Origin of the sequence: Extensimonas vulgaris (assembly GCF_003337425.1) — a bacterium.
Lineage (GTDB): Bacteria > Pseudomonadota > Gammaproteobacteria > Burkholderiales > Burkholderiaceae_C > Extensimonas > Extensimonas vulgaris.
This window is the reverse complement of the sequence record NZ_QPJU01000003.1, coordinates 224,504-240,504: the sequence shown is the minus strand read 5'-3', so window position 1 is coordinate 240,504 and position 16,001 is coordinate 224,504. Positions and strand designations below refer to the sequence as shown.

Genomic DNA, 16,001 nt, shown 5'->3' with positions numbered 1-16,001 from the left:
GTCAAAACAAACACCCCTGCCCACGCGCCAGCGCCGGGCGGAACTGGCTGTAGTCGAGTTCGAGCGGCGTGCGGTTCAAGCCCAGGCGCCGGCACGCGAGCGCAAAGCGCTGGCGCAGCAGATCGCCCCAGTGGCCGCTGCCGTGCATGCGCGTGGCAAAGCCGCCGGTGTAACTTTTGCCCTCTCGACGCGCTTCGGCGCTGATGCCGTGCAGGTCTTGCACGCGCGCCATGATGCGCGCCGCGCGCTGCGGGTAGTGCACCTCCAGCCACTCGCGAAACAGCGCGTCGAGCTCCCAGGGCAGGCGCAGCACGCTATAAAAAGCGCTGCGCGCCCCGGCTGCATAGGCGGCGTCGAGCACCTGCTCCATGTCTTCGTTCAAAAACGGTATCTGCGGCGCCACGCTCACGCCCACCGGAATACCCGCCGCGGCCAGGGTGGCAATGGTACGCAGGCGCCGGTGCGGCGCAGCGGCGCGCGGCTCGAGCCGGCGCGCGAGCTCGGCGTCCAGCGTGGTCAGCGTCACATACACCGCCACGAGGCGCCGCTCGGCCAGCGGCGCGAGCAGGTCGATGTCGCGCTCCACCCCGCTGCTCTTGGTGATGAGGCCGAACGGGTGGCGCGCGTCGCGCAGCACCGCTATCAAGCCGCGCGTGAGGCGCAGCGTGCGCTCCACGGGCTGGTAGCAATCGGTGGCCGAACCGAGGCTCAGCGCGCTGGGCACATGGCCGGGCCGCGCGAGCTCGCGCCGCAGCACCGCGGCGATGTTGGTCTTGGCGACGATGCGCGTCTCGAAGTCCAGCCCTGGCGAGAGGTTCAGGTAGCTGTGCGTGGGCCGCGCGTAGCAGTAGATGCAGCCGTGCTCGCAGCCGCGGTAGGGGTTGACCGAGTAGATGAAGGGAATGTCGGGCGAATCATTGCGGCACAAGGCGCTGCGCGCGGTCTCGTGCAGCACCTCGGTCGCGGGCGGAGCCGCCTGTGCGTCTTCGCTATCTGCTTCATGCGCATCGCCGGGCCAACCATCGTCCGCCCCCTCGAGCCGATCGCGCGTGTCGCGCGCAAAGCGGTGCGCAATGCGGCTCGCCGCCCCGCGCCCGCGCACCGCCTGCAGCGGCACGCGCACCAGGAGCGCAGGTGCGTCGGCACGTTCGTCAATGCGATCTTCGGGTTTCATGCTGTATGAATATACAGCAACTCTACTGCGATGACCGCATGCTGCGGTGCGAGATTCACGATCGACTACAGTCCCGCCCTCTGTTTGTCCGCATCACCAGGAGGTCAGCGAAACCATGGCACGCAGCAAGCCGCAAATCATCCTGTCGTCTCTGGACTTGGAGCGCATCGAAGCTGTTTTGGCTGCCTTGCCTGCAAGCGTCTTTCCCGGCAAGGCGGAATTGCAAGCCGAGCTCGATCGCGCCGATGTGGCGGAGCCGCAGGCCATCCCTCCCACCGTCGTCACCATGAATTCCACCGTGCGCTTTGCGATTGCCGAGACAGGCAAGGAGTTTTGTCTCACGCTCGTTTACCCGCGTGACATGGACGGCAGCGCAGATCGTATTTCGATACTGGCGCCCGTGGGCGCTGCCTTGCTCGGCCTTTCCGTGGGCGACGAGCTGACCTGGCCCGGGCCGGGCGGCAAAACGATGACCGTGCGCGTGCAAGAAGTCGTCTATCAGCCGGAGCGCGCGGGCGAGTTACATCGCTGAGCCGGCCCCCATCAGCCGAAATTCCCCGCGAACGACGCCAGCCACCCCACGCCCAGCAAACCCGCCTGCCAACGCAGGATGGCCGGCCACGAGATGCTCTGCTTTTCGATGCGCTCGTACATCAACCGCCCCGCCGCGAGCGACAGCAGCACGGCCAGCAACATGCCCAGCGCATTCCAGCCGGGCGCATCGGGCCACAGCGTGGTCACGGCGGCGTTCACGGCGAGGCACACGGCAAAGTGCAGCAAAAAAACCGAGTACGACATTTGCCCGAGCCGGTTCAGGGCCGGCACACCTTGCCACCGGCGCAGGGCCGGCGTGCGCATGGCCCCTGCGAGCGCCAGTGCCGCAGCCAAAGCCACTGCGATGCGCGGGCGAAACTCCACCCCCAACGCGGCCACGCCCAACGCCACCATCATGAGCAGCCAGGGCCGCACGCGCGGCGCATGCGCAGCCCAGTAGGCCATCATCCCCAGGCCGTAGGCGCCCCAGAAATACACCGCCCAGACGTCGAGTTGCGGCAGGCGGTTGAAGACCAGCAGCGACGCCGCCACGCCCGCCACTACGGCTGCTTGCCCCCAGCGCGCCGCATCGATCCGCGCGCTGCGCCCGGCCCAGGCGCGCACGGCAGCAAACAGCAACACGGCCAATGCAAAGAGCTGAAAATCGATCGCCACGTACCACACACCAGCCGAGAGTGCCTCGTACCCCAGGATGTCCTGCAGCAGCAAAGCGTTGGCAAACAGCTGCGCAAGATCGGGCTCGGCCGGCACCGAATGGTGCGCAAGCCACGGCCGCACCAGCGCCGACACGAGCACCGTGACGAGCAAGGCCACGGCGTAAGGCACGATCAGCCGTGCGAAACGGCGCGCCACCTGCTGGCGGGCGCTTGCAAAGCGCGCCACGCCTTGCGGCGCGAGGCTGGCGGCAGCCAGATAGCCGCCCAACACCAAAAACACCTGCACGGCCATGCGCCCATGGCTGGAAAGCCAGGCCAGCAAGCGCGGCGCGAGCGGCTCGGCAATGTCCGACATAGGGCCGTAAAAGGCGAGGTGGTGGGCGACGATGAGCAAACAGGCAAGGCCCTTGACCACGTCGATCAAGGGCGCGCGCGAAGAAGTAGAAGACATAGGGGGATGGATGAGGGATGCGACGACACAGACCCGAACGATGCTCCCGACTTCGAAAAACGGCAATTTTGCGCCCTTGCTCCTCTTTTTGCGTGCCCTTCGCGGCAAACCCAGGCAGAAAACTCAGGGTTTTCCCTGGTTACGGTCTGCAAGCTGAAAGAAAACTGAAGGCAGGGTGCCGATAAATTGCGCGCAAAACGACTTGCGCGCAGCGAACCTGAGGAGCAGCTTTCATGACCGCCCTGGACCAAACCGTCTTTCTGTGGCTCAACCTGGGGCCGCAAACGCCCTCGTCGGTGTTGAATCTTGCGCTCTTTGCCACGCAGTATCTGCCCCACTGGCTCGTCGCCACGACGCTCACCGTGGCCCTGGTCGGGCGCCAAGGTTGGCGCGGGCAGGCATGGAAGGTTTTGGCCAGCATCGCGCTGGCCGTGCTCTTGGCCCACTGGATCAAGCAGGCGGCGCAGTTTCCCCGCCCCTTCACGCTGGGCCTGGGCATCCAGTGGCTGCCGCATGGCCCATCCGCCGGCTTTCCGAGCTCACATGCGGCCATGGCGATGGCGTTTGCGGCTTCGGCCTGCTTGGCGCCCATGCCGTGGGCCGTGCGCAGCGTGCTGATCGGCGTCGCCCTGCTGGTGAGCTGGAGCCGCATCGCGCTCGGGCTGCATTTCCCCTCGGACGTATTGGCCGCCTGGTGTGTGGGAGGGGCCAGCGCCTGGACGGTGCAAGCGCTGGCGCAAGCCGTCACTCGGCACATCCTCGGCAACCAACGCCGCACGTGCAAGGCGCCGACCAGCGGCTAATCGGTCGCGCCGCACAGGCGCTGGCGCGCCTGCACATATTCACGGCGCAGACGCTCGACCAGCTCGGCTGCGCTGGTCACGGCATGCACCGCGCCTATGCCCTGGCCGCTGCCCCAGATGTCCTTCCAGGCTTTTTTGCCGCTCTCGCTGAAATTCATCTTGCTCGGGTCGGATTCGGGCAGGTGCTCGGGGTCGAGCCCGGCAGCGCGGATCGACGGCGCCAGGTAGTTGCCGTGCACGCCCGTGAACAGGTTGGTATAGACGATGTCGTCGGAGGTGCCATCGACGATGGCCTGCTTGTAGGCGTCGCTCGCGCGTGCTTCGTGCGTGGCGATGAAGGCCGAGCCGATGTAGGCGAAGTCCGCACCCATGGCCTGCGCCGCCAAAATCGCGCCGCCGTTGGCGATCGCGCCCGAGAGCGCGAGCGGCCCGTCGAACCATTCCCGGATTTCCTGCACGAGCGCGAACGGGCTCTTGGTGCCCGCATGCCCGCCCGCGCCCGCCGCCACGGCGATCAGGCCGTCGGCGCCTTTGTCGATGGCCTTGTGCGCAAAGGCGTTGTTGATCACGTCGTGCAACACCACCGCGCCCCAGCCATGCGCGGCCTGGTTGACCTCGGGGCGTGCGCCCAGGCTGGTGATGATGATGGGCACCTTGTATTTGGCGCACAGCTCCATGTCGTGGTCGAGGCGGTCGTTGCTCTTGTGCACGATCTGGTTGATCGCAAAGGGCGCGGCGGGCCGCTCGGGGTGCGCGCGGTCGTGCGCGGCCAGCGCCTCGGTGATTTCGGCGAGCCATTCATCGAGCTGCGAAGCCGGGCGCGCATTGAGCGCGGGCATGGAGCCGACGATGCCCGCCTTGCACTGCGCGATCACGAGTTGCGGGTTGCTGATGATGAACAGCGGCGAGGCGATCACGGGCAGCGACGGGCGCTGCAGCGCGGCGGGCAGACGGGGCATGGCTCACTCCTTTTTCAATGAAAATGGCCTGTAGCGCTTGATAATCAAGCGCTAGCAGCTACTATTTACGAAGCGGTTGCGACACTTCCGCACACCTCAAAAAGCATCATTGGGCAGCGCCATCACGCTCTCTCCGCCTGCGACGATGGCATCGCGCAGACCCGGCACGCGCACGAGGATGTGCTCGGCGTAAAAACGTGCCGTCGCGATCTTGGCCTGCATGAAGGGCGCGTCTTGCCCCTTGGCGAGCAGCTCCTGCGCAACCAGCAGGCTGCGCGCGAGCTGCCAGCCCGCGACGAGGTTACCGCTCGCAAGCAGGTAGGGCACGCTGCCTGCATAGACGGCGTTGGGCGCAGCCTTGGTGCCGCCGACGACGAAATCCACCACCTCCAGATACGCCTCGCGCGCGGCCCGCAGGCTCCGCGCCATTGCGAGCGCGGCCGGCGTGGCGCTGGCTTGCAGTACGGCCTCGGTCTGCGCGATCTGCGCGGCGATGGCGCGTGCGGTCTGGCCGCCATCGCGCGCGGTCTTGCGGCCTACGAGGTCGTTGGCCTGGATCGCCGTCGTGCCTTCGTAGATGGTGAGGATTTTGGAGTCGCGGTAATACTGCGCCGCGCCCGTTTCCTCGATGAAGCCCATGCCGCCGTGCACCTGCACGCCCAGCGAAGTGACTTCCTGGCTCATCTCGGTGCTGTAGCCTTTGACCAGCGGCACGAGGAATTCGTAGAAGGCCGCGTTTTGCTTGCGCACCTCGGCGTCGGGGTGGTGGTGCGCGGCGTCGTAGGCCGCGGCGGCTACGGTCGCCATCGCGCGGCAGCCTTCGGTGAGCGCGCGCATGGTCATGAGCATGCGGCGCACGTCGGGGTGGTGCACGATGGTGGTGCTCGCAGGCACGCTGCCATCGACAGGGCGGCTTTGCACGCGCTCTTGCGCATAGCGCGCCGCCTTCTGGTAGGCACGCTCGGCGATCGCCACGCCTTGTACGCCCACGGCGTAGCGGGCCGCGTTCATCATGATGAACATGTATTCGAGGCCGCGGTTTTCCTGCCCCACGAGGTAGCCGATGGCGCCGGGGCCGCCTTGCTCGGCCACGCTGCCGGCCAGGCCGTCGCCATATTGCAGCACCGCCGTGGGGCTGGCCTTGATACCGAGCTTGTGCTCGATCGACACGCACTGCACGTCGTTGCGCGCGCCCAGGCTGCCGTCTTTGTTCACGAGGAACTTCGGCACCACGAACAGGCTGATGCCCTTGACGCCCTCGGGCGCGCCCTGCACGCGCGCGAGCACCAGGTGCACGATGTTCTCGGCCATGTCGTGCTCGCCGTAGGTGATAAAGATTTTGGTGCCGAAGATTTTGTAGCTGCCGTCAGGCTGTGGCTCGGCGCGGGTGCGCACCAGCGCGAGGTCGGAGCCCGCCTGCGGCTCGGTGAGGTTCATGGTGCCCGTCCACTCGCCGCTCACGAGCTTGTGCAGGTACGTGGCTTTGAGGGCGTCGTCCGCGGCGGTGAGCAGCGCCTCGATCGCACCGTCGGTGAGCAAGGGGCACAGCGCAAAGCTCATGTTCGCGCTGTTGATCATCTCCACGCAGGCCGCGCCTATGGTCTTGGGCAAGCCCTGGCCGCCATACGCCGGCGGGTGCTGCAGCCCTTGCCAACCGCCCTCGGCATACTGCTGGTATGCCTCCTTGAAACCCGGCGTGGTGATGACGCGCCCGGCCTCCCAGCGCGAGGGGTTGCGGTCGCCCTCGACGTTGAGCGGTGCAAGCACATCGCCACTCAAGCGCGCACATTCTTCGAGCACGGCGCGCGCGGTGTCCAGACCTGCCTCTTCGAGGCCGGGGATTTGCGCGATCTGCTCGATGTTTGCAAGGTGCTCGATGTCGAACAGCATGTCTTTGACAGGGGCGATGTAGCTCATGGGGGCTCCGCAGTTGAAAGGGAAAACGACAAGAGGGCACCGCGAACGATGCCCTCAATTCCGAAAAATGCCGGCGCGAGACCGGCAAAGGCGCACAGCTTAAAGCCTTACAGCGCCTTGACCAGTTCCGGCACCGCCTGGAACAGGTCGGCTTCGAGGCCGTAGTCGGCCACGCTGAAGATCGGCGCTTCAGGGTCTTTGTTGATCGCGACGATGACCTTGGAGTCTTTCATGCCGGCCAAATGCTGGATGGCGCCCGAGATACCGACCGCGACGTAGAGCTGCGGCGCGACGATCTTGCCGGTTTGGCCGACCTGCATGTCGTTGGCGGCGTAACCGGCATCGACGGCAGCGCGGCTCGCGCCGATCGCAGCGCCGAGCTTGTCGGCCAGCGGGGTGATGATTTCGTCGAACTTTTCTTTGCTGCCCAGCGCCCGGCCACCCGATACGACGATCTTCGCCGCGGTGAGTTCGGGGCGCTCGCTCTTGACGATTTCGCTGCCCACGAAGCGGCTCTTGCCCGAATCGGGCACTGCCGCAATGGTTTCGATCGCGGCGCTGCCGCCCGTGGCGGGCGCAGCGTCGAAACCCGTGGTGCGCACGGTGATGACCTTGATCGGATCGGTGCTTTGCACCGTGGCGATCGCGTTGCCCGCGTAGATTGGGCGCTCGAAGGTGTCGGGCGAGACGACCTTGATGATGTCGCTGATCTGCGCCACATCGAGCTTGGCCGCCACGCGCGGAGCGACGTTCTTGCCGCTGGCCGTGGCCGGAAACAAGATGTGCGTGTAATTTTTGGCGATCGAGAGCACCTGCTCGGCCAGGTTTTCGGCCAGGCCGTGCGCGAGGCTTTCGCCGTCGGCGTGGATCACCTTGCTGACGCCGGCGATTTGCGCGGCGGCAGCGGCGGCGGCGCCAGCGTTGTGGCCCGCGACGAGCACGTGCACGTCACCGCCGCAGGCCTTGCCTGCGGTAACGGTGTTCAGGGTGGACGCCTTGATGGTGGCGTTGTCGTGGTCGGCAACGATGAGAACGGTCATTTCGTTGAACTCCTTAGATCACTTTGGCTTCGTTCTTGAGCTTGTCCACCAGCGTGGCGACGTCGGGCACCTTGACGCCGGCGCCGCGCTTGGGCGGCTCGCTGACCTTGAGGGTCTTGAGGCGCGGCGTGACATCGACGCCCAGGTCTGCGGGCTTGAAGGTGTCGAGCTGCTTTTTCTTGGCCTTCATGATGTTGGGCAGCGTGACGTAGCGCGGCTCATTGAGGCGCAGGTCGGTGGTGATGACCGCGGGCAGCGTGAGCTCGAGGATTTCGAGGCCGCCGTCGATTTCACGCGCCACGCGCACCTTGTCGCCCACGACTTCGACCTTGCTCGCAAAAGTGGCCTGCGGCAGGTCGGCGAGCGCGGCGAGCATCTGGCCCGTTTGGTTCGCATCGTCGTCGATGGCTTGCTTGCCCGCGATGATGAGGCCCGGTTGCTCTTTGTCGACGATGGCCTTGAGCAGCTTGGCGACGGCCAGCGGCTGCAGCTCGACGTCGGTTTCGACCAGGATGCCGCGATCGGCGCCGATCGCCATGGCCGTGCGCAGGGTTTCCTGGCAGGCCGCCACGCCGCAGGAGACGGCAATGACCTCGGTCGCCACGCCCTTTTCTTTCAGGCGCACGGCTTCCTCGACGGCGATTTCGTCAAACGGGTTCATGCTCATCTTGACGTTGGCGATGTCCACACCGGTACCGTCCGATTTGACCCGGACTTTGACGTTGTAGTCCACCACGCGCTTGACAGGGACCAAGACCTTCATTACTGCGACTCCTTGATGGGGTTGAATGGATTGGAATGCTTGCGAGAGCAGTCGATTCTAATGCTTGTTAGGCTGAGCGACCGATTCTTTCTGGGGCGCACGCAAGGCAGACCTTGCCCATCGACAGGTCTGAAGGCGTCACGCGTGTCCGGCAAAAAATAGAACGGTCGTGCGTTTTTGCGTGGGCGATTATAGGCGAGGCCCGCGCTGCAAAGCGGCTGCAAAGCGGCACAGGATCACGCGCGGGGTGCATCGGCAGCGTCAGACGGTGGCTTGGCGGCAGGCTCCGCAATGGCGTCCCCTCCCGCGCCAGCCCCCGCCCAATGCAGCACGCGCTGCGGGTAAGGGATGTCTATGCCGTGCGCACGCAGGGCACGCAAAACGGCCAGGTTGATTTCGGAGCGCAGGCTCAGCACGCCGTTTTCGGGGTCGACGATCCAAAAGCCGATGGTGAATTCGAGCCCGTCGGCGCCGAAGGCCGATAGGGCCACGCTGGGGCCAGGGTCGCGCAGCACGCGCGGGCTCACGAGCGCGGCTTCGCCGAGCAGGCGCATGACCAGCTCGACGTCGCTGTCGTAACCCACGCTGACCACCGTGGAATGCCACACGCGCGGGTCGGCGAGCGAGAGGTTTTCCACGCGCTGGGTGATGAGCATTTCATTGGGCACGATGGATTCGCGCCCCACGGCCGAGCGGATCAGCGTGTAGCGGCCCGCGATGTCGGTGATGCGCCCCTCGAAGCCGTCGATGCGCACGTTGTCGCCGATGCGCACGCTGCGTTCGGCCAGGATGACGAAGCCGCTCACGTAGTTGGAGGCGAGTTTTTGCAGACCGAAACCTATGCCCACGCCGAGCGCACCGCCGAACACCGACAAGGCCGTGAGGTCTATGCCCACGGCCGAGAGCGCCAGCACCAGGCCCAGAAACAGCAGCAGCGCGCGCAAGGCATTGCTCAGCGCCTTGCGCACCGAGAGCACGCTGCCGGTGGCCGAGCGCAGCAGGCGCGCCTCGATGGCCGAAGAAATCCACAGCGTGACGAGCAGCACGGCACCCGTCGTGAGCACGCCTTCGAGCAGGGTGCGCACCGACATGCGCGAGCCGCCCACCTTCCAGCTGATCTCGTCGAGCTCCTGCAGCACGCGCGGCAGCAGGCCCGTGACCCACAACACCATGATGAACCACGCGAGCCACGAAATGGTGCGCTCCATGGGCCGCACCCAGGGCGAGCGCGGGAACGCTGCCTGCAGCACCTTGACGCCCACGCGGATCGCCACGAGCGCGATCAGCACGGGGATCACAATCTCGAAGGCGGCGAGCGAAATCCACTCGCGCAGCAGCGCACGCGCCACATAGCCCAGGCCGAGCAGCACGATGGGGAACAGGGCGCCATCGACGACTTTGCGCCCCAGCAGAATCGAAGGCCGACTGTCGTCCTGGTGATGAAAGGCCCGGCGCAGCGCTGCCACGGCCAGCCACGCGAGGCCCACGCACAAGGCCAGCGCGGCGAGTTCGATGAGCACCGTGGGATGGAAAAAAGAACGCAGCAGGTGCTCGATCTGGGCGAGCGCAGGGGGTGGTGGCGTCTTGACCATTGAGCCTCGTACCATCGATCCTTGGTCAGCCCGGGCTCAGGGCTTCCAGCGTGGCTTGCGCTTTTCGGCGAAGGCGCGTGCGCCCTCCTGGGCCGCCTCGTCCATCATGTTCGCGGCCATGGTCTGGCCCGCAAGCTGGTAGGCCGCCGCGAGCCCGAGTTCGCGCTGCTGATACACCAGCGCCTTGCCCATGGCCACGGCCACGCGCGGCTTTTCGAGGATGGCGCGCACGAGCGTTTCGACGGCGTCGTCGAGCGCTTGGGCCGGCACCACGCGGTTCACGAGCCCTTGCGCCTGCGCCGTGCGCGCGTCGATGAACTCGCCCGTGAGCAGCATCTCCATGGCCTGCTTGATGGGCATGTTGCGCACCAGCGGCACGCTGGGCGTGGCGCAAAACAAGCCGTAGTGGATGCCGCTCGTGGCAAAGCGCGCGTCTGCGGCCGCCACGGCCAGGTCGGCCTGCGCCACGAGCTGGCAGCCCGCCGCCGTGGCCATGCCATGCACGCGCGCGATCACGGGCACGGGCAGCTGCTGCAGGCTCAGCATCACACGGCTGCACTGCGCAAACAAGCGCTGATACCAGGCCAGATCAGGATGCGCAGCCATGTCCTTGAGGTTGTGCCCGGCGCAAAACGCCTTGCCCGCGCCGGCCAGCACGAGCACGCGCACGTTTTCGTCGCCCTGCAGGGCATCGAGCGTGTGCTGCAACGCCGCGAGCATCTCGTCGCCGAGCGCGTTGAAGCGCGCCGGGTCGTTGAGCGTCAGCGTGACCACGCCGCGCGCGTCGCGCTGCACGGCGAGCGGGCTGGCGGAGGTCGAAAGCGGGTCATTCATGGACGGCGCTCCTTCAAACATCCGCGAGCACGCGCAGATGGGCTTCGACGCTGCGCGCGAGTGCGCTCAAAGCGTAGCCGCCTTCGAGGCACGAGACGATGCGCCCGTTGCTGAAGCGCCGCGCCACGTCCTTGATGCGCATGGTGATCCAGGCGTAGTCCTGCTCGGTCATGCCGAGCTGCCCCATGTCGTCCTCGCGGTGCGCGTCGAATCCGGCGCTCACAAAGATCAGCTCGGGCTTGAACTCCTCGAGCCGCGGCATCCAGGTGACATCGATGATTTCGCGGATTTCCATGCCGCGCGTGTAAGCCGGCACGGGCACATTGAGCATGTTCGGGCCCGCAGGATGCTCGCCGCTGTAGGGGTAGAACGGGTGCTGGAAAATGCCCACCATGAGCGCGCGCGGATCGCCCGCGAGGATGTCCTCGGTGCCGTTACCGTGGTGCACGTCGAAGTCCACCACGGCCACGCGCTGCAGGTTGTAGCGCTGCAGCGCGTACTTGGCGGCGATAGCGACGTTGTTGAAAAAGCAAAACCCCATGGCCTTGTCGCGCGTGGCGTGGTGGCCGGGCGGGCGCACGGCGCAAAAGGCGTTTTCGATCTCGCCGGCCATGACTGCGTCAGTGGCCGCAATCGCCGCGCCCGCCGCGCGCAGCGCCGCAGGCCAGGTGTAGGCGTTGATGGCGGTGTCGGGGTCGATCTGCGAATAAGGCGGGCCGCCGGCCTCCATGTCCTCGAGCAGCCAGTCGTGCAGACCGCGCAGCGCCGCAATGTGCAGCCGCGTGTGCGCCAGCTCGATGTCGGCCAGCGCCGCGGGCGGGGCCTCGTAGCGCTCGAGCGCCAAGTCCAGCCCGGTGACGAGCAGCCGGTCTTCGATCGCGTCGAGCCGCTCGGGGCACTCGGGGTGGCCCGGCCCCATTTCATGTTTTTTACAGTCGGGATGGGTGAAGTAACCAGTCTTGCTCACAATGCGGCCCTGTGTCTCGATTTTTCCGAACTTTCCATGGATGCACAACGCACAATCCACTCGCTGCTGGCTCAGCTTAACACGGTCATCGTCGGCAAGCCGGCGCAGGTGCAGGACTGCGTGTGCTGCTTGCTCGCGGGCGGCCACTTGCTCATAGAGGATGTGCCAGGCGTGGGCAAGACCACGCTGGCGCAGGCGCTCGCGCGCAGCTTCGGCCTGCAGTTTGCGCGCGTGCAGTTCACGGCCGACCTGCTGCCCAGCGACCTGCTGGGGGTGTCCGTCTATGAGCGCGCGCAAGAGGGCTTCGTGTTCCACCCTGGGCCGGTGTTTGCGCAGGTGCTGCTGGCCGACGAAATCAACCGTGCGAGCCCGCGCACGCAAAGCGCCCTGCTCGAAGCCATGGAAGAAAAGCAGGTCTCCATCGACGGCCAAACGCACGCCCTGCCGCAACCGTTTTTCGTGATCGCCACGCAAAACCCCAACGACCAGCTGGGCACTTACGCGCTGCCCGAGTCGCAGCTCGACCGCTTTTTGATGCGCATCTCGCTCGGCTACCCCGACCGCGCCGCCGAGCGCGCCCTGCTCGCGGGCGGCGACCGGCGCGCGCTGCTCGAGGGCATGCTGCCGCTGCTGTCGGGCGAAGACCTGCGCGCGCTGCAAGACGCCGTGCTCGCGGTGCACACCTCGCAGGCGCTGCTCGACTACGTGCTGGACTTGATCGCCGCAACGCGCTCGGGGCGCTGGTTCGTGCAGGGGCTGTCGCCGCGCGCGGGCATCGCACTCGTGCGCGCGGCCAAGGCGCAGGCGCTGATCCAGGGGCGCGACTACGTCGCCCCCGACGACGTGCAGGCCGTGTTGCCGCAGACCATCGCGCACCGCCTCGTGCCCGTGCTGCCCGCGGGCAGCACGAGCGAAGGGGGGCGCGGCGCCGTCGAACAGGTGCACGCCATGCTCGAGGCCGTGCCATTGCGCTGAGCTTGGCCGCATCACACGTCCGCCCTGCGCGCCCCATGCCCGCATCCTCCGCATCCCCCGCACCTGCCGACACCAGCGCCGCACCTGCCCGCCCCAGCAAGCTGCTGCGCCCGCGCGCCTGGCTGCGCGCGCGCTTTGCGCAGTGGTGGCAGGCGCGGCTGCCGCTTTCCGACCAGCTCACGCTCACGCAGCGCACCATCTACATCCTGCCCACGGGGGCGGGCTGGATGCTCGCGCTCACGCTGCTCGTGCTGCTCGTGGCGGCGATCAACTTCCAGCTCAATCTTGGCTACCTGCTGACGTTTTTGATAGCGGGCAGCACCATCGCGGGCATGCACATGTGCCACGCCACGCTGCGCGGCCTGCAGCTGCACCTGCTGCCGCCCGCGCCGCAATTCCTGGGCGCGAGCGTGCCCCTGCACGTGCAGCTCACGAACCCGCGCCGCAGCCCGCGCTACGCCATCGCGCTGGCGCTGCGCAACGACGCCGCGCCCGCCTGGGTCTGGTGCGACGTGCCCGCGCAAGGCAGCATGCAGGTGCAACTGACCTGGCGCCCCACGCAACGCGGCTACCAGCGCGTGCCGCCCATCGTGCTGCAGACGCGCTTTCCGCTCGGCACCTTCCGCGCCTGGAGCTACTGGCGGCCCGCGGCGCAGGTGCTGGTCTATCCGCAGCCCGAATCCCCTGCCCCGCCGCTGCCGACCGGCGCGTCAGCCGCAGGCCCGCACGGCGCCCGCACCGTGGCCAAAGGCAGCGGGCAGGACGAATGGGACGGCGTGCGCGCCTACCGGCGCGGCGACACGCGCAAGCAGATCGTCTGGAAAAAAGCCGCGCAGGCGCTGGCCGCGGGCTCGGACGCGCTCATCAGCCGCGACGCCGTCGCCACGCCGCGCCAGACGCTCTGGCTCACGCCCGCGCAAGCCGGCCTGCCTACACTGGAGGCGCGCCTGTCACGCCTCACGGCCTGGGTGCTCGCAGCCGAGCGCCTGGGCCTGCGCTACGGCCTGCGCCTGCCGGGCGTGGAGATCGCCCCCGACCTGGGGCCGGCCCACCAGCGGCGCTGCCTGGAGGCGCTGGCGCTCGCGTGAACCTCATTCGAATTTGCCCCCTATTTCCTTTGCCACCAATCCTTTTTTGATAGCTGCTTGCGCTTGATGCACCTTGTCAAAATGCCTTTTTGACTAAGAAAACCCCCAATAATTGGAATCTGACCCCAATTACCTCTGCGCCATGACCTCGGTGCTCTCCGCCCTCTCCCGCCTGCCCCGCGAAGCGCGCGATACGCTGTTTTTGCTCGGCGTAGTGGGCTGGGTCATCGCCCCGCTCGCCCCCCAGATACCGCTGTGGGCCGGCGCTTTTGCGGCGGCGCTGCTGTTGTGGCGCGCGGTGCTCGCGTGGCAGGGGCGGCCGCTGCCGGGGCGCTGGGTGCTGGGCGGGCTGCTCGCACTGGCCGTGGCGGGCACGGGGCTCACGTTCAAGACGGTGGCCGGGCGCGATGCGGGCGTGACGCTGATCGTGCTGCTGCTCGCGCTCAAGACGCTGGAGCTGCGCGCGCGGCGCGATGCCATGGTGGTGTTTTTCCTCGGTTTTTTCACGCTGCTGAGCAATTTTTTCTTCTCGCAATCGCTCACCACCGCCGCAGCCATGCTGCTCGCGCTGCTGGGCCTGCTCACGGCGCTGGTGCAGGCCCACATGCCCGTGGGCCGACCGCCGCTTTTGCTCGCCATGCGCATGGCGCTGCGCCTGATGCTGCTGGGCGCGCCGGTGATGGCGGCGCTGTTTTTGCTGTTTCCGCGCATCGCGCCGCTGTGGGGTTTGCCCAACGACACACTGGGACGCAGCGGCCTTGCGGGCGAGATGCAGGTGGGGCGCATCGCCGCGCTCGCGCTCGACGACGGCATCGCGCTGCGCGTGCGCTTCAACTTGGCAGGGGGCAAGCACCCGCCGCAAAGCGCGCTGTATTTTCGCGGGCCGGTGCTGTCGAGCTTCGACGGGCGCACCTGGCGGCCGCTCGACGACATGGCGCAGGGCGGGCCGTGGCGGCGCCTGGCCAGCCCTGCGGCGCTGCAGGTCAGCGGTGCGCCGCTGCGCTACGAAGTCACGCTCGAGCCGCACCAGCAAAACTGGCTGCTGCTGATCGACGCCGCGCCCACGCCACCCGCCTTGCCCGAAGGCTTTCAGGCAACCCTGTCGCCCGAGCTGCTGTGGCGCACGAGTCGCCCCGTGATGAGCGTGTTGCGCTATCGCGCCGAGAGCTATCTGCAGTTCCGCCACGGCCCGCTGCAGCGCAACGCCACGCTGCACGCCTACACCGAGCTGCCGGCGGGCTTCAACCCGCGCACGCTCGCGCTTGCGGCGCAGCTGCGCGCGCAAACGCCGGTGGCGCCCGGCGCCGACCCGGCCCCTGCGCTGGTGCAGGCGGCGCTTGCGCGCCTGCGCACGGGCGGCTACCGCTACACGCTGGAGCCCGGCGTGTTTGGCACACACAGCGCCGACGAGTTCTGGTTCGACCGCAAGCAGGGCTTTTGCGAGCACATCGCCTCGGCCTTCGTGGTGCTGCTGCGCGCCATGGGCCTGCCCGCGCGCATCGTCACCGGCTACCAGGGCGGCGAGGTGAACCCCGTCGATGGCTACTGGACGGTGCGCCAGAGCGACGCGCACGCCTGGACGGAGGTCTGGCTCGCGGGCCAGGGCTGGGTGCGCGTCGATCCCACGGCCGCGGTGGCGCCGGGGCGTGTGGGCAGCTTCGCGCGCCTGCAAGCCCCGGCCGGCGCCTTTGCCACGGCCATGAACACGGTCATCAGCCCCGGCATGCTGCAGCAGCTGCGCGCCGTGTGGGAGGCCATGAACAACGGCTGGAACCAGTGGGTGCTCAACTACACGCAGGGCCGCCAACTCGACCTGCTGCGTGCGCTGGGGTTCGACGCGCCCGCGTGGCCCGACCTGATCCGCCTGCTGGGCGCGCTGCTGGCCGCGGCCGCGCTGGGCGGCGCCGCCTGGACGCTGTGGGAGCGGCGCCAGCACGACCCCTGGCTGCGCCTGCTCGCGCGCACGCGCCGGCGCCTCGCGCGCGCGGGCCTGCCGCTGCCCGCACACCTGCCGCCGCGCGCCATGGCCCGTGAGGTGCAAACGCACTTCGGCCCCGCCGCCCAGCCGCTCGCGCAGTGGCTGTTGCGCCTGGAGCAGCTGCGTTACGCCACGCCGGCGCAGGGCGCTGCGCCGCAGCCGGAGCCAACCCTGCGCACCCTCGCACGCGCGTGGCGCCGCCTGCCCTGGCCGCGCCCGCAGCCACGCCGGCGCGACAATGGCGGCTGA

14 protein-coding genes are annotated in these 16,001 nt (G+C 67.7%); 5 read left to right on the top strand and 9 right to left on the bottom strand.

The window, feature by feature from the left end; all coding sequences use genetic code 11:
• Position 1: 1 nt before the first annotated feature.
• Positions 2 to 1,174: a PA0069 family radical SAM protein gene (locus DFR45_RS06690; RefSeq protein WP_114482922.1), complete on the bottom strand. Its 1,173-nt coding sequence runs from the start codon at positions 1,172 to 1,174 to the stop codon at positions 2 to 4.
• Between the two features lie 115 nt (positions 1,175 to 1,289).
• Here DFR45_RS06690 and rnk point away from each other — a divergent pair, with 115 nt between their 5' ends.
• The gene (gene rnk / locus DFR45_RS06685) at positions 1,290 to 1,706 is read left to right on the top strand and encodes a nucleoside diphosphate kinase regulator (protein WP_114482921.1); all 417 of its coding nucleotides are present in this window, start codon (positions 1,290 to 1,292) and stop codon (positions 1,704 to 1,706) included.
• Positions 1,707 to 1,717: 11 nt separating this feature from the next.
• Here rnk and DFR45_RS06680 read toward each other — a convergent pair whose 3' ends face one another.
• A complete protein-coding gene (locus tag DFR45_RS06680) occupies positions 1,718 to 2,836 on the bottom strand; it encodes an acyltransferase family protein (RefSeq protein WP_114482920.1) in 1,119 nt (372 codons plus the stop codon).
• Between the two features lie 233 nt (positions 2,837 to 3,069).
• On the opposite strand from DFR45_RS06680, the gene DFR45_RS06675 reads away from it, so the two are divergent.
• Positions 3,070 to 3,639, top strand: coding sequence for a phosphatase PAP2 family protein (locus DFR45_RS06675; RefSeq protein ID WP_114482919.1), 570 nt, complete (start codon positions 3,070 to 3,072; stop codon positions 3,637 to 3,639).
• On the opposite strand, the gene DFR45_RS06670 is transcribed toward DFR45_RS06675, so the two are convergent.
• From DFR45_RS06670 to DFR45_RS06640, 7 genes are all read right to left on the bottom strand, one after another.
• A complete protein-coding gene (locus DFR45_RS06670; RefSeq protein ID WP_114482918.1) occupies positions 3,636 to 4,598 on the bottom strand; it encodes an NAD(P)H-dependent flavin oxidoreductase in 963 nt (320 codons plus the stop codon). The genes DFR45_RS06675 and DFR45_RS06670 overlap by 4 nt on opposite strands.
• Before the next feature lie 96 nt (positions 4,599 to 4,694).
• Complete coding sequence (locus DFR45_RS06665) at positions 4,695 to 6,515, bottom strand: acyl-CoA dehydrogenase (protein ID WP_114482917.1); 1,821 nt, start codon at positions 6,513 to 6,515, stop codon at positions 4,695 to 4,697.
• Between the two features lie 107 nt (positions 6,516 to 6,622).
• Positions 6,623 to 7,555 (bottom strand): electron transfer flavoprotein subunit alpha/FixB family protein, encoded by a 933-nt coding sequence (locus DFR45_RS06660; protein ID WP_114482916.1) that lies wholly within the window; start codon positions 7,553 to 7,555, stop codon positions 6,623 to 6,625.
• 13 nt (positions 7,556 to 7,568) lie between these two features.
• The gene (locus DFR45_RS06655) at positions 7,569 to 8,318 is read right to left on the bottom strand and encodes an electron transfer flavoprotein subunit beta/FixA family protein (protein ID WP_114482915.1); all 750 of its coding nucleotides are present in this window, start codon (positions 8,316 to 8,318) and stop codon (positions 7,569 to 7,571) included.
• 236 nt (positions 8,319 to 8,554) lie between these two features.
• Positions 8,555 to 9,910: a mechanosensitive ion channel family protein gene (locus tag DFR45_RS06650; protein ID WP_114482914.1), complete on the bottom strand. Its 1,356-nt coding sequence runs from the start codon at positions 9,908 to 9,910 to the stop codon at positions 8,555 to 8,557.
• 36 nt (positions 9,911 to 9,946) lie between these two features.
• A complete protein-coding gene (locus tag DFR45_RS06645) occupies positions 9,947 to 10,744 on the bottom strand; it encodes an enoyl-CoA hydratase (RefSeq protein WP_114482913.1) in 798 nt (265 codons plus the stop codon).
• Positions 10,745 to 10,757: 13 nt separating this feature from the next.
• Positions 10,758 to 11,663, bottom strand: coding sequence for a histone deacetylase family protein (locus DFR45_RS06640; RefSeq protein WP_114482912.1), 906 nt, complete (start codon positions 11,661 to 11,663; stop codon positions 10,758 to 10,760).
• 84 nt (positions 11,664 to 11,747) lie between these two features.
• Between DFR45_RS06640 and DFR45_RS06635 the strand changes: the two genes are divergently transcribed.
• The 3 genes from DFR45_RS06635 (at position 11,748) to DFR45_RS06625 (ending at position 16,001) form a co-directional block, all read left to right on the top strand.
• Positions 11,748 to 12,686 (top strand): AAA family ATPase, encoded by a 939-nt coding sequence (locus tag DFR45_RS06635; RefSeq protein WP_114482911.1) that lies wholly within the window; start codon positions 11,748 to 11,750, stop codon positions 12,684 to 12,686.
• Between the two features lie 35 nt (positions 12,687 to 12,721).
• Positions 12,722 to 13,774 carry a DUF58 domain-containing protein gene (locus tag DFR45_RS06630; protein WP_114482910.1) on the top strand — a complete coding sequence of 351 codons (1,053 nt, stop codon included), beginning with the start codon at positions 12,722 to 12,724 and terminating at the stop codon, positions 13,772 to 13,774.
• Positions 13,775 to 13,916: 142 nt separating this feature from the next.
• Positions 13,917 to 16,001 (top strand): transglutaminase TgpA family protein, encoded by a 2,085-nt coding sequence (locus DFR45_RS06625; protein WP_114483029.1) that lies wholly within the window; start codon positions 13,917 to 13,919, stop codon positions 15,999 to 16,001.